At 66.1% G+C, this 13,270-nt stretch carries 12 protein-coding genes; 6 read left to right on the top strand and 6 right to left on the bottom strand.

Annotated features, from left to right (window positions below; genetic code table 11):
* Positions 1-6: 6 nt before the first annotated feature.
* The 3 genes from nrdR to ACQP1G_RS14220 form a co-directional block, all read right to left on the bottom strand.
* Positions 7-483 carry a transcriptional regulator NrdR gene (gene nrdR, locus ACQP1G_RS14230; protein WP_433203495.1) on the bottom strand — a complete coding sequence of 159 codons (477 nt, stop codon included), beginning with the start codon at positions 481-483 and terminating at the stop codon, positions 7-9.
* Between the two features lie 174 nt (positions 484-657).
* The gene (locus ACQP1G_RS14225) at positions 658-1,911 is read right to left on the bottom strand and encodes a hypothetical protein (RefSeq protein WP_433203492.1); all 1,254 of its coding nucleotides are present in this window, start codon (positions 1,909-1,911) and stop codon (positions 658-660) included.
* A gap of 152 nt (positions 1,912-2,063) precedes the next feature.
* Positions 2,064-2,504, bottom strand: a complete 441-nt coding sequence (locus tag ACQP1G_RS14220; RefSeq protein ID WP_433203489.1) for a hypothetical protein — start codon at positions 2,502-2,504, stop codon at positions 2,064-2,066.
* Positions 2,505-2,730: 226 nt separating this feature from the next.
* Between ACQP1G_RS14220 and lexA the strand changes: the two genes are divergently transcribed.
* Positions 2,731-3,441 carry a transcriptional repressor LexA gene (lexA, locus tag ACQP1G_RS14215; protein ID WP_433203486.1) on the top strand — a complete coding sequence of 237 codons (711 nt, stop codon included), beginning with the start codon at positions 2,731-2,733 and terminating at the stop codon, positions 3,439-3,441.
* A gap of 43 nt (positions 3,442-3,484) precedes the next feature.
* On the opposite strand, the gene ACQP1G_RS14210 is transcribed toward lexA, so the two are convergent.
* Both ACQP1G_RS14210 and ACQP1G_RS14205 read right to left on the bottom strand, forming a co-directional pair.
* Positions 3,485-4,753: a DUF445 domain-containing protein gene (locus tag ACQP1G_RS14210; protein ID WP_433203483.1), complete on the bottom strand. Its 1,269-nt coding sequence runs from the start codon at positions 4,751-4,753 to the stop codon at positions 3,485-3,487.
* 225 nt (positions 4,754-4,978) lie between these two features.
* Positions 4,979-6,592, bottom strand: coding sequence for a carboxylesterase/lipase family protein (locus ACQP1G_RS14205; protein ID WP_433203480.1), 1,614 nt, complete (start codon positions 6,590-6,592; stop codon positions 4,979-4,981).
* A gap of 169 nt (positions 6,593-6,761) precedes the next feature.
* On the opposite strand from ACQP1G_RS14205, the gene ACQP1G_RS14200 reads away from it, so the two are divergent.
* The 5 genes from ACQP1G_RS14200 to ACQP1G_RS14180 are packed head-to-tail and all read left to right on the top strand — an operon-like array spanning position 6,762 to position 12,093.
* Entirely contained in the window at positions 6,762-8,105 is a 1,344-nt protein-coding gene (locus tag ACQP1G_RS14200) for a cytochrome P450 (RefSeq protein ID WP_433203478.1), read from the top strand.
* Positions 8,102-9,052 carry an alpha/beta fold hydrolase gene (locus tag ACQP1G_RS14195; RefSeq protein WP_433203475.1) on the top strand — a complete coding sequence of 317 codons (951 nt, stop codon included), beginning with the start codon at positions 8,102-8,104 and terminating at the stop codon, positions 9,050-9,052. Before ACQP1G_RS14200 ends, ACQP1G_RS14195 begins: the two co-directional genes overlap by 4 nt.
* Positions 9,036-9,893, top strand: a complete 858-nt coding sequence (locus ACQP1G_RS14190) for an SDR family NAD(P)-dependent oxidoreductase (protein WP_433203472.1) — start codon at positions 9,036-9,038, stop codon at positions 9,891-9,893. Before ACQP1G_RS14195 ends, ACQP1G_RS14190 begins: the two co-directional genes overlap by 17 nt.
* On the top strand, positions 9,890-11,428 hold the full coding sequence (locus ACQP1G_RS14185) for a flavin-containing monooxygenase (protein ID WP_433203469.1): 1,539 nt from the start codon (positions 9,890-9,892) through the stop codon (positions 11,426-11,428). The genes ACQP1G_RS14190 and ACQP1G_RS14185 overlap by 4 nt, the downstream gene beginning before the upstream one ends.
* 35 nt (positions 11,429-11,463) lie before the next feature.
* On the top strand, positions 11,464-12,093 hold the full coding sequence (locus ACQP1G_RS14180; protein WP_433203466.1) for a TetR/AcrR family transcriptional regulator: 630 nt from the start codon (positions 11,464-11,466) through the stop codon (positions 12,091-12,093).
* Here the strand turns inward: ACQP1G_RS14180 and ACQP1G_RS14175 are convergent.
* Positions 12,090-12,755, bottom strand: coding sequence for a class I SAM-dependent methyltransferase (locus ACQP1G_RS14175; protein ID WP_433203464.1), 666 nt, complete (start codon positions 12,753-12,755; stop codon positions 12,090-12,092). The genes ACQP1G_RS14180 and ACQP1G_RS14175 overlap by 4 nt on opposite strands.
* Positions 12,756-13,270: the final 515 nt, after the last annotated feature.

Here is a 13,270-nt window from a genome sequence, read left to right as displayed (position 1 = left end):
CGATGGTCAGTCCGCGCTCGCCGCGACCGTCGCTTCCTCGCGATGTTTGCGCAGGTCGGCGATTTCTCGTTCGAAATCGGCGGCAGAGGTGAAGGAGCGGTAGACCGAGGCGAAACGCAGGTAGGCCACCTCGTCCAGATCGCGCAGCGGGCCGAGAATGGCCAGGCCGACCTCGTGGCTGGGGACCTCGGGGGAACCCTTGGCACGCACGGCGTCCTCCACCTGCTGGGCGAGCAGGTTCAGGGCGTCCTCGGCGACCTCGCGGCCCTGGCAGGCGCGACGCACACCGCGGATGACCTTTTCGCGGCTGAACGGTTCGGTGACGCCGCTGCGCTTGACCACCGATAGGATCGGGGTCTCGACCGTGGTGAATCGTCTCCCACACTGCGGGCAGGAACGCCGACGGCGGATGGCCGCACCTTCCTCGGCCTCACGCGAGTCGACGACCCGCGAGTCGGGGTGTCGGCAGTAGGGGCAATGCATCCGAGAGATCCTTCGTCGATGCGCGCGCCCGCGTCCGAATCGGCATCCGGTTCGGAGGTCCGATCCGGCGAGCACGTGTACAGGGGTCTAGACCTATACGTCCATATCGGTTCCAGGATACCCGGGAGGGGTCACCAAGCGTCTCACCCGTCCCACCTACCCCGCCCGCGGCGGTTATCCGAGTTGCCACTGCGTGGTGAGATCGGCGATCAGATCCGGGATGCGCGCGATCATCCGGCCGTGTGCGAGCTTGCTCCAGAAGGATTCACCGAGTACGACCTCGGCGAAGGGACGGTTGCTCTCCATGTCGATATGGCGTGGCGCCAGATCGCCCATGATGTAGGTCCAGCGGGTGTCACGGTCGGCCCAGTTGAAGTCCGGCAGCGGGGTGCGCAGCGACACCGTGCGCCCGGCGATATCGGCGCTGACGGACGCGGGCGCGAACACACCGGGTGCGCGGACGCCGGGAACGGCGGGCTTACCCGCCATGGTGCTCACATAGGTCAGCACCCGGCCCAGCCTGCCGCGGCCCGCCGAGGTCACATCCCACTGGTCGGCGATGACGCGGTTCTGCTCGCGGTCGGTCATACGGATCAGCGCATCGACATAGCCGCTGTGGGTATGGGAATCGATCGACTGCCATGCGGTGCGGATATCGGCATCGATCACACCGGCCGCATACATTTCGTCGATTCCAGCCATCCCGAGCGCGGCATAGGCCTCGTGCATCGGGACCAGGTCGGTGAAGATGTGCTTCTGCATGATCATCAGCCGGGTCTGGTACCAGGCGACATCATCGGCGCTGAGCCGCTCACCCTCGGTGGCCAGCAGCCGGATATCGGCGGGCACCTTGGCCGCCAATTCCGGTGGGGTGCCGCGCAATAGGTCGGCGACCGCATTGCCGAGCTGGTGGATGCCCGGAGCGTCGAGCACCATGCCGATATCGCTGAGATCGAAGAAGCCCGAGGCGAAGGAGCCGCCCGCGATCCCGGCCAGCCCCGCCCACCAGTACTCCTGATGCTGATTCGCCAACCGGAAGTAGTTGACGTAGACCTGGCTGAAGGTGCGCTGATTGGCGCGGACGCCGAGCGCCGGATCCCAGGCCGCGAGGTCGATATCGGCATTGCGGGTCGAGACCACCAGCCAATACTGGTGCAGCAGTGTGCCGTAGCGGCTCGGCGCCACCCCGTCGGCCCTGGCCTGGTCGAGTGCATCGCGCAGTGTCGATTCCTCCAGCGGCAGAGCTGGATTCAGACCACCGCCGCCCGCGCCGTCGCCGTTGACCGCGGGCAGATCCAGATATGCCTCGTATGCGGGCGCCGCCTGCGCGGCCGGAATCATGGTGAGGCCGAAGATAAGACAGGCGAGCAGCCCGGCGATCCGGGCGAGAATGCGGACAGCGTGTTCAGCGGTGAGGCGATGCGTCATTGCGTGGTGTCCCGAAATCGTTCGTCGGCATAGTTGCCTAGGTCACGTTTTCAGGCACAGTAACAACATGTTCTAGTTTGCAATCGACAATTTCGGCCACCCTTCGTGACCGGATCGGCCGGTCGTCATCCGCCACACCGCCTTTCGGCGAGCTACCGCGGCACAGCGATTCCAGCGCCGTCCGGAACCGATTGCTGTTCGACCACGACGGGCACCGTTGTCGAGGTCGTACCACCGAAAGTCCCGGCACGCCAATGCGCCAACCCGATCAGCGCCGTCACCACGAGCGCACTGAACAGCGCTGCTACCGCGAGCACCGCGAAGCCGAGTTGCGCCCGTTCGACCCGCTCCATCGGATGCGGACCCTGCACCTGCCGCAGCGCGGGCGTTCGAACCGAACCTCGGTCGTACAGCGCGACCGCACCGCCGGGCCTGGTGCCGCGCGGCCCCCGATCCGCCGCGCCCCGCGTGGCGTCGAGGGCGCGAACGCCGCCGCGATGCGAGCGCTGCACGTGTGGAACGGAATCGAAACCCAGGTCGACGTCGGCCTCGTCCTCGAGGTCGGTGCTCAGGGCGCTGATCGCTGTGCTCATCGGACAAACCTCCGTGAAGGGGTGTTAGTGGGGTGCTCAGGTATGTCACGAGACGATGGGAGTAGCTGTTCGATCAAATGTTCGAAGAACTTGTGTTCGATTTCTACCACGCTCGACCGACAAAGTCAGCAGAAAACGCCGACATGCCTCGAACAGATGTTTGATACATCGGCGCGAGCGGACTAGATTCGATAGACGAAATCCATCACACGAAAGGGCGGTAGCGGTGAGCCACAGAGACGACACGGGCGACGAGAGTGGAGTTGGCACCGACCCGTCCGGAACCGGGGCGGATCTCACCGTGCGTCAGCGCAAGGTCCTGGAGGTCATCCGCACCTCGGTGAGCGAGCGCGGCTACCCGCCCAGCATCCGCGAGATCGGCGACGCGGTCGGACTCACCTCCACCTCCTCGGTCGCCCACCAGTTGCGCTCACTCGAGCGCAAGGGCTATTTACGACGCGACCCGAATCGGCCACGGGCCGTGGATGTCCGCGGCCTCGACGAGGCGGTCCGCGCGGTGACGAGTCTGCCGACCGCCGACGATGTCGAAACCGGTAGGCCCGTTCCCACTTTCGTGCCCGTTCTCGGCCGGATCGCCGCCGGTGGTCCGATCCTGGCCGAGCAGGCGGTGGAGGATGTCTTTCCGCTGCCCCGCGAATTGGTCGGCGACGGATCGCTGTTCCTACTCAAGGTCGTCGGTGAATCGATGGTGGACGCCGCCATCTGCGATGGCGACTGGGTGGTCGTGCGCCAGCAGAATGTCGCCGACAACGGCGATATCGTGGCCGCGATGATCGAGGGCGAGGCGACGGTGAAGACGTTCAAGCGCACCGGCAAGGAGGTCTGGCTGATGCCACACAATCCGCTGTTCGAGCCGATCCCGGGTAATGACGCGCAGATCCTGGGCAAGGTCGTCACGGTCATCCGCAAGATCTGAAAATCGTTGGGATGCGCGGGCCATCGGTCCGCGCATTCCACGGTCAGTGCAGGAACAAGCCCAGCGGCCATGCCCAGTGATCGAGCGTGATCCGCTCGATGAGCAAGATCTGCAGCTCCCCGACGAGCCCGCCGAGTACGGCGCCGACCGCGATCGCCGTCGGCTCATCCTCCTTCACGGCGGGCCGCAGCAGATTCTCGAACTGCGCGGGTGAGAGCTCCCCCATCCGTTCGATAACGGTGTTCTCGATATCCATGGCCTGCATCGTGTAGGCCTGTGCCTGCTGGGTAGTCGCCTCGGCGTAGGCGAAAACCCGTTCGGCCGCAGTCGCTTTCATCTCCCGCCACCGATCGGTGCCGACCGTCAGCGTGACCAGTGGCTTGGCCAGGCTCGGCGCGGCGTCCGCGGCCCGATCGACATATTTGGCGGCCAGTTCGAATACCCGGTCCGCCGCAGGTCCTTTCAGGATGGCATCGACGATCTTGTCCGGCGTGAGCAGCTCCGCGGCGATCAGATGCGCGTACTGCGGGATCAACTCGTGCCGATTCTTCGCGAAAAGTCCTTGCCAGGTGAAGATTCCGAAGTATCGCTTCGGCTCGTGCGGGCGGAACAGCATCTGCAGCCCGATGTAGTCGGTGACCCACCCGTTCACGAATCCGAATACCGGCATCAGCCACGGCTCGCGGAACAGCGCCCATACGATCGCCTGACCGACGCCGATGAGCAGACCGAACCAGAAGCCGATCTTCGGAATCATCGTCATCTGCGCACCGGCGATATCGCGCATCATCCGATTCAGCAGCGCTTTGTCCGCGGTCAGATTCGATACGACCATGGCGCGCAGATCGAACAGCCGCACGATATCGCGCTTGGCGTCCTCGATCGCCGCCACCGCGTATTTCGGTGTCTCGGACTGGATCAGCCCGATCACCGCGCGCCGGGTCACCTCCGGCATCGCCTCCCACAGTCCCGGGTAGTAGTCGATCGCCATGGAGCGCACGACATCGTCGACGGCCCTGCGCATCGGCGCCTCGACCTCCTTGATCAACTGATCCGCGTCCAGTCGATCGAAAAGTTCCTGCGGCTGCAGCAGATTCGTGCTGATCATGTCGTAGGCGATACCCGCCATCTTCTCGGCCTGCCGCGGCAGCATCCCCTGCCAGCCCAACGGGATTCGGCCGAGCCGCACCCCGACGAACTCCAGCGGACGGAACATCATCTCGATAGCGATCAGCTTGGTGAACCACCCGATCCCACCCGCGATGAACGGCATCGACAGATAGATCCACCACCACTGCCGGACATCGGCCACTATCGACGACCACGACTGCACACCACACCCCACTTCTGAATCTGCGGTGTGAAGTTTACGGTGTTGTATAACGACGGTATCCGCCGCTACCGGCCTTCGCATCGCGGAATTCGAATACGACCCGCTCGACCTGCGGCCCGAAAGACGAAGCGGCACTATGGAAGCCGTAGCCACGCTCAGCGAACGCGGCGATCGTCGTCGAGTACGGCGGCGACCGGCCGGAGATCAGCGCGGCAGCAGCGGTATCCAGAAATCGGCTCGATGGTCGGCGGCATAAGAGTCGATGAGGCGGTTTCCGCTGGGGCGGAAGGACATGACCAGCGGTGCGGCCGGGTCGTAGGTCGGAATCGGTTCGAGGCCAGCGGGGTTCGGGCGGGCGTCGATGACGAATCGGGTCCAGTACCTTCGCATTTCGGTGGCGAGGCGCAGTTGGTCTGGAGTGAGTACGACACCGTAGAGCCAGCTCAGGTCGCGCAGGCTCCACAGTGACAACAGTTCGCTGGCATGAAAGGCGCCCAGCGGGAAGATGTTCGGCGGGGCCAAGGGCGCGGGATCGTCGAAGGAGTAGGTGTAGGTGGGGTTGCGGGGGCTCAGCGCGGCATACTGGATGGTCAGCGCGGTCAGGGTGCGGTCGGTCCAGGCCCGCGACAATGCGAGTGCGGGCTGAGGGTAGGCGGAAGCCGGGTAGACCTGCTCGACGCGGTCGAGTTGCTCCGGCGTCAGGTCGGGCATGGCGGCGGCCAGTGCATCCCGATATCCGGCTGCGGTCAGCGGCTTGCCCAGGGGCACACCGTATTTCAGGTACACCCAGAGCGCCATCTCATCGTTGTTCGCACCGACGAGGGTGGGGACCGCCGCCAAGGAGCCGTTGCGCAGTGCCGCCTGCGGGCCGATCGGCAGCAACGATCCCCCGTAGACGGTCGCGGTGATGGGATTGCTCGCCAGCGTATCGACCGGTAGGGAGCGCAGGCAGGCAGCGGTCTCGGGTCCGGTGCAGCCGAGACGTGCGGCATAGGCGTCGCCATCGGCCGCCGCCGTCGCGACCGGCACACCGACCGAGCACGGTCCGCTCTCCATGATCGCGGCACGGAACAGTCCACGCGAACTCGGCGCGGCCATCTGCGTGCATACCGACGCCGCGCCCGCGGATTCACCCGCAAGGGTCACCTGATCCGGATCACCGCCGAAGACCGCGATATTGCGCCGCACCCACCGCAGCGCGGCCTGCTGATCCAGATAGCCGTAGTTCCCGGCCCCGGAGCCGTCGTCGAGTGCGGAGGCAGCGAGGTAGCCGAACGCGCCGAGGCGGTAGTTGATCGTGACCACGATGAGGTCGCCGTCACCGTGGGCGATCAGCGGGCCGGCACCGTAGATGTCGCCGGAGCCGCTGGTGAAACTGCCACCGTGGATCCAGACCAGCACCGGCAGCGGGCGACCGTCGGCCGGCAGGCTGCGCGGTGTCGAAACATTCAGGTACAGACAGTCTTCCGATTTCGTCGGACTCGACCCGATCAGACCGAAGACGCCGCTGTCCTGCGGACAACTCGGCCCGGCCACCGCGGCATCGCGCACATCCGGCCACGATGCGGCCGGGGCCGGTGGCCGCCACCGCAGGTCGCCGACCGGCGGGGCCGCGTACGGAATGCCCGCGAACAGCCGATGATCCGTGGCCTGCACGCCGCGCAGCTGACCGGTCTCGATGGTGACCAGGTCGGCGGCGATCGGCTCGGCGGGAGCCGGTCCCGCCGCACCGCTCAGCACGATCACCGAGGTGAGGACGGCGAACCAGCCCCGAGCAATCAGCCGATCGGGCCGCCCACCCCACCCGCCCGCTGTCATCCACCGACGCCTGCGCACGGGCTCACGCTAGTCACCCGCACCGCCCGAGCGGGCAGCAATCCCGGAAACAAGGCCTCTTCCCGCCAGGGTGAAAGTGACCCTTGCCACAGTCGGTACGTGAGCGTACCGTGCTGATGGTACGCAGATGTACCACGCTGGGAGGTGCCGCATGACCACGGTGAAATTGCCCGACGGGCCGACTACTCCGGCTGTCCTTCAGGCCGTGGAGGTGATCGCGGGCCGGACCCATGCTTGGCGCAGGCTGCACGAACGCTATGGCTCGGCATTCACCGTCTACCTACCCAGGTTCGGCCGGATGGTGGTGCTATCCGATCCGGCCGAGGTGAAGGCGCTGTTCACCGCGAGCTCCGATATCGCCGACAATGTCGATGTCAATCTCGGCCAGTTCCTCGGTCCCGGCTCGCTGTTCTCTCTGCAGGGCGCTGAACATCGTAAGCAGCGCAAACTGCTCACCCCGCCGTTCCACGGCCGCCGTCTCGCGGTATACGAGACGCTGATCGAGGAGGAGACGGTCCGCGAACTGGCGACTTGGCCGCAGGGTCAGGAGTTCGCGACGATGGATTCGATGATGCGGATCACCCTGAATGTGATCCTGCGCGCCGTATTCGGCGCCGAGGGTAGGGAATTCGACGAGCTGCGCGAGTTGCTGCCCAAACTGGTGCTGGTCGGCTCGGCACTGGCGGCGCTGCCGGTGCCGCGAAAGTTCCTGGGGCGCTTCGGACCATGGGCCCGCTTCGCCGCACACCGCCGCCACTACGACGACATCGTGGGCCGACTCATCGACCGCGCCGCTGCCGATGAACAGCTCGCCGACCGCGACGATGTGCTCGCGATGATGCTGCAGGCCCGCTACGACGACGGCACCGCGATGACCCGCAGCGAAATCGCCGACGAACTGCTGACCCTGCTCACCGCCGGGCACGAGACCACCGCCACCACGCTCTCCTGGACCGTCGAGCGGTTACGCCGCCATCCGGAAGTGCTCGCCCGCTTGGTCGCCGAGGTGGATGCGGGCGGTTCGGAGCTGCGCGAGGCCACCCTGCTCGAGGTGCTGCGAGTCCGGCCGGTCATCGATGCGACGGCCCGCAAGATCCGCGCGGAGTCGATGCAGCTGGGTCGGTGGACGTTGCCCAAGGGGCAGAATGTGCTGGTCTCGATCCGGCTCGTCCACGATAACGAGGAGCTGTTCCCCAACGCCCGCGCCTTCGACCCGGACCGCTTCGTCGGCGTGCGGCCCGGCACCTTCAGCTGGATCCCGTTCGGCGGCGGCGCACGGCGTTGCATCGGAGCGGCATTCGCCACCATGGAGATGAATGTCGTATTGCGCACGCTGCTCAGGGATTTCACGCTCGCGCCGACCGACGCACCGGATGAGCGGACACACTTCCGCGGTGTCGCGCTGGTGCCCGCCAAGAAGGGCCGCGCCGTGGTGTATCGCCGCGCGCCCTTGCCCACCGCCGCCGCGGCGCGCACCGAGCAGGTGACGGCATGACAGAAGCATCGCGCCGCGATTCGATGAGTGGTGGCCGGGCGACGGGTGGGCAGGAACACATCGCCGATGTGGGCCGCGGGGTCACACTCGCCTACGAGCGCCTCGGCAACGGCGGTACGCCGCTACTGCTCGTCGCGGGGCTCGGTCAGCAATTGCACGATTGGCCCGACGGCTTGTGCGATCTCCTCGTCGCACGCGGCTACGACGTCATCCGCTTCGACAATCGCGATGTCGGGAAGTCGACCCACTTCGGCTTCCGGCCACCGGGTCCGCTCGATTTCCTCCGAAAGCACTGGCACACAGAGCAATACGATCTCAACGATATGGCCGCCGATACGGTGGGTCTGCTCGATGCACTCGAGCTGAGGTCCGCGCATCTGGTCGGCATGTCACTCGGCGGGATGATCGCGCAGACCGTCGCCGCCCGCTACCCGGACCGAGTCGCCTCGCTGACCTCGATCATGTCGACCACGGGCGCGGCGCGGGTGGGCCGACCGGCCCTGTCGACCTGGCGGTTGATGTTCGGCCGACCGGCGCGCAACCGCACCGAGCACATCGATCGCGCGGTGCGCATGTATCGGCACATTTCCTCGCACGGATACCCGTTCGACGAATCCGCCGTGCGGGCCGCCGCCGCGACGACCTGGGATCGCGATCCCCATCCGGCGCCGGGGGTAGGCCGTCAACTGGCGGGCATCCTCAAATCCGGTGACCGGACAACCGAACTCGGCGCCGTCGCCGCCCCGACGCTGATCCTGCACGGTGACCGTGACCTGATGGTGAACCCGACCGGGGGAACCGTCACCGCCCGTGCCATTACCGGCGCGCGCCTGCACACCCTGCCCGGCATGGGCCACGGCCTGCCCGTCGGCGTCCGGCCGACGCTCACCGACCTCATCGACAGCCATATCCGCACCGCCAGGAGCACCGATGCCCCGCACCGCTAGGCCACTATCCGGCCATCCCGCCATGATCACCGGCGCCGCCTCCGGCATCGGCCGCAGTCTCGCTCAATTGCTTTCCCGCCGTGGGTCACCGGTGGCGATCGCCGATATCGACGCGACCGGATTGAAGCAGACGGCCGCCTCGCTCAGCGGTCCGGTGCTCACTCGGGTTCTCGATGTGCGCGATGCCGACGATCAACTGGCCTTCGCCGCCGAGGTCCGCGATTGGCTGACCGAGCCTTTGGCGGCGGTATTCAACAATGCCGGTGTCGCGGTGTCGTCGTCGGTGCTCGATGCGGTACCCGAAGACGATGAATGGTTGCGGCAGATCAACTTCGACGGCGTCGTCAACGGCACCCGCGCATTTCTGCCCATCCTGGTCGAACAGGATCAGGGCGTCATCGTGAACACCTCCAGCGTGTTCGGACTGGTCGGCATGCCACACCAAAGTGCCTACTGTGCCGCGAAATTCGCGGTGCGAGGCTTCACCGACGCACTGCGCCAGGAACTTCGGGGTACCGGGGTGTCCGCGGTGAACGTGCATCCGGGCGGCATCACCACCAACATCGCGCGCAATGCCAGGGTCCGCAAGGATCCCGAGGGTCGCGGCCGTTCCCGGGAACAGATGGCGGCCGAATTCGAGGCGATCACCCTGACCTCGCCGGATAAGGCGGCCGAAATCATCTGTCGCGGCATAGAACGCGGGAAGTCCCGCATTCTGGTCGGACCGGACGCCTACGTATTCGACGCACTCGCACGCGTGACGCCGACCCATTACTACGACATATTCTCGGTACTGGAGCGGCGCCTGCGCGCCCGTGCCAAGGTGGGTGCGACGGTATGAGGGAAACATCGCGCAGCGATTCGATGAAGGACGGCGGCTCGGAGACGGGTGGGCCCGAGCATTTCGATGTGCTGATCGTCGGCGCTGGCCTGTCGGGCATCGGTGCGGCACACCATCTGCAGACGAAGTTTCCGGGGCGCAGCTACGCAATTCTGGAGGCGCGCACGGCCATCGGCGGCACCTGGGATCTGTTCCGCTATCCCGGCGTGCGCTCGGATTCCGATATGCACACTCTCGGTTACCGATTCCGTCCATGGACGCGCGCCGCGGCCATCGCCGACGGACCATCGATCCTGGACTACATTCGCGACACCGCGGCCGAGGCCGGGATCGATCGGCGAATCCGATTCGGGCACAAGGTTATCGGTGCGTCCTGGTCCAGCGCGGAAGCGCGCTGGACGGTGACCGTCGAACACGACGGCGCAAGCTCGACGCTCACCAGCAGCTTTCTGTACATCTGCAGCGGCTACTACCACTACGACCACGGGTACACCCCCGACTTCCCCGGACTCGAGGATTTCCAAGGGCAACTCGTGCATCCGCAGCAGTGGCCCACCGACCTGGATTACGAGGGCAAGCGCGTCGTCGTGATAGGCAGCGGGGCCACGGCGGTGACGCTCGTTCCGGCGATGGCCGAGAAAGCAGCACAGGTAACCATGCTGCAACGCTCGCCCACCTACATCATGTCGGTGCCCACCGAAGACGCGGTGGCCATCCGGCTGCGCGAACGGCTCGGACCGCGCCGGGCCTACACGATCACCCGCTGGAAGAACGTGCTGATCAGCACCCTCATCTACCAACTCAGCCAGCGGCGTCCCCACATGATCCGCAACCTCATCCGCAAGCAGAATGCCGCGCAACTGCCCACCGGCTACGAGGTGGACCTCCACTTCAAGCCGACCTACAACCCGTGGGATCAACGGCTGTGCCTGGTACCGGACGGGGATCTGTTCCGCGTGATCCGGGCCGGTCGCGCCGCGGTGGTGACCGACCGCATCGATCGGTTCACCGCCGAGGGCGTGCGCTTGAGCTCCGGTGCCGACCTTCCGGCCGATATCGTGGTGACGGCGACCGGACTGCAATTGCTGGCGTTCGGCGGGATCGAGTTGACCGTCGACGGCCGGGCGATCGCGCTGTCCGACACCATGGCCTACAAGGGAATGATGCTGAGCGGTGTCCCGAACTTCGCATTCACCATCGGATACACCAACGCGTCCTGGACGTTGAAGGCGGATCTGGTCGGCGAATTCGTCTGCCGTCTGCTGCGGCATATGGACGCCAACGGCTACGACCAGTGCGTGCCGTGGCCCGACCCGGAGATCGAGACGGCACCCCTGTTGGACTTCCAGTCCGGATACGTCCAACGTTCCATCGACCGGTTCCCGCGGGCGGGTTCGCGACGGCCCTGGCGGTTGGGCATGAACTACGCCCACGACGTCCTCGCGCTGCGCCACGGGCGGATCGAGGACGGCACCATCCGATTCGCGAGCCGATCCGCGCTCGGCGAGCCCGTTCCGGTGCGCGTGAGGTCATGATCGCTATGGCGGCGGGGCGAACTAACCTGATGCTCGTGACCCGTGCCGAGCCCGCCGCCAGCATCACCGCCGAGGCCACGCCGGAATCCGCCTTCCGGCATCGGCTCCTCGACGCGATGGCCGACGCCGTGCGCGAACGCGGCTATCGCGAGACGACCGTCGCCGATGTGGTTCGCAATGCGCGCACCTCCCGCCGCACCTTCTACGAACACTTCGACAGCAAGCAGGACTGTTTCATCGCGCTGCTGGCCGAGCGCAATACCGAGACGATCCAGCAGATCTCCGATGCGGTCGACGCCAGCGCACCCTGGCGCACCCAGGTCCGGCAGGCCATCGAAGCCTGGATCGGCGCGTCACAACAGGATCCGACGATCACCCTGGCCTGGATCCGCGACATCCCCGCACTCGGCGAGGCTGCCCGTCGAGTCCACCACGACGCGGGCGAAGCCTTCATCAACCTCATCCAGCGCATCACCGCCACACCGGGATTCGAAGCCCCCGGACTGCATCCGCCGACCCGTCAGATGGCCACCATCCTCTACGGCGGCTTCCGCGAACTCATCGCCTCGACAGTCGAGCAGGGCAGGGATATCCGCGAGATCATCGACGTCGCGGTCGAAACCGCCATCGCCCTCGTCGGACCACGCTACGAGCAGCCGCGCTAGTCCTTCACCGCCGTGAACTGGGCCAGCGCGCCGTTGCACACCAGCTCCACTTCCCGCAGACCCGCCGCGGCGATCCAGCACGACAGATCGGCGGCGGTGCCGGACGGACCGAATACGCCCAACGCCCGCATCACTCGCATGTGCAGGTCGAAGCGCGGCCGGACGCCGCGCACCACACAACTGCCGACCAGCCGTCCACCCGGCGCGAGCACCCGCGCGAGCGAAGCCACCGCGGCGGCGGGATCAGGCATGCAGTGCAGGCCGGCGAACGTCACCACCAGGTCGAATTCGCCGGTGGCGAAGGGCAGGTCGACAACATCCGCACGCACGTAGTCGATGCTGGACAACCCGGCGCGTTCGGCCGCGCGGCGCGCTGCCGCCAGCTGGTCATCGGAAATGTCGGCCGCCACGTAGCGGATCTTGCGATCGGGTCGCACGCGGCGCAGTGTCACGCCGCCGCCCACCGGGAGGTCCAGCAGCGCTGAGCCCTCCGGCAGCTCGTTGACGATATCCATCGCCGCGTACATCCGGGGGGTGTCACAGCCCCAGAGCACCCGTCCGGCAGGTCGGGCCACCTCCGGATGATCCAGGACGAAGTCGTACACCGGAGCGCCGACGCTCCCCCATGTTCGGCTCTGCCACACTTCACGGACATCGGGCACGGTGGTCTCCTCTTCGCGCGGTGGGAGTCCAGGCTAGGCCGGTGCTCATCGACGCGCCAAGAGCTTCCTGGACCCGATCGCCGCCGATCGCACCCCCCATTCTGCGATACGGTCGATCTGCTGGCGCACCTCGCCATGGAGATCTGACGCGGATCGGGCGAGGGCAGATGACTACCGCCGCACCAGTGAACATCAGCGCGGTGATTCCACCGTGGATCGGTTCACCTATTTCGGACAAACCGATAATCGCAATTCGACCATCGAATGTTACCAACACGGCAGAATTTATATCGTTTTGCGATTTTGACACCGCGTTTCGGTCGTGAATATATGACATACATCATCGAAGGTTAGGGCATTTAGTCGTCGGATCGAGGGCCGAAGGTCCCTGCGTCACACCGCGTTACGTTCAGCTGCCCGACGCGCCGCAACGCGACGGAAGACCGAGATCACCGCCTGCCACCCATAGGAATTCCTATGATAATTTTGCGGCGGGGATTTCGATATGCGGGTAG

The organism is Nocardia sp. CA-107356 (assembly GCF_050946365.1).
Taxonomy (GTDB): domain Bacteria; phylum Actinomycetota; class Actinomycetes; order Mycobacteriales; family Mycobacteriaceae; genus Nocardia.
The sequence above is the reverse complement of the archived record's forward strand: the minus strand, read 5'-3'. Positions and strand labels throughout refer to the sequence as shown.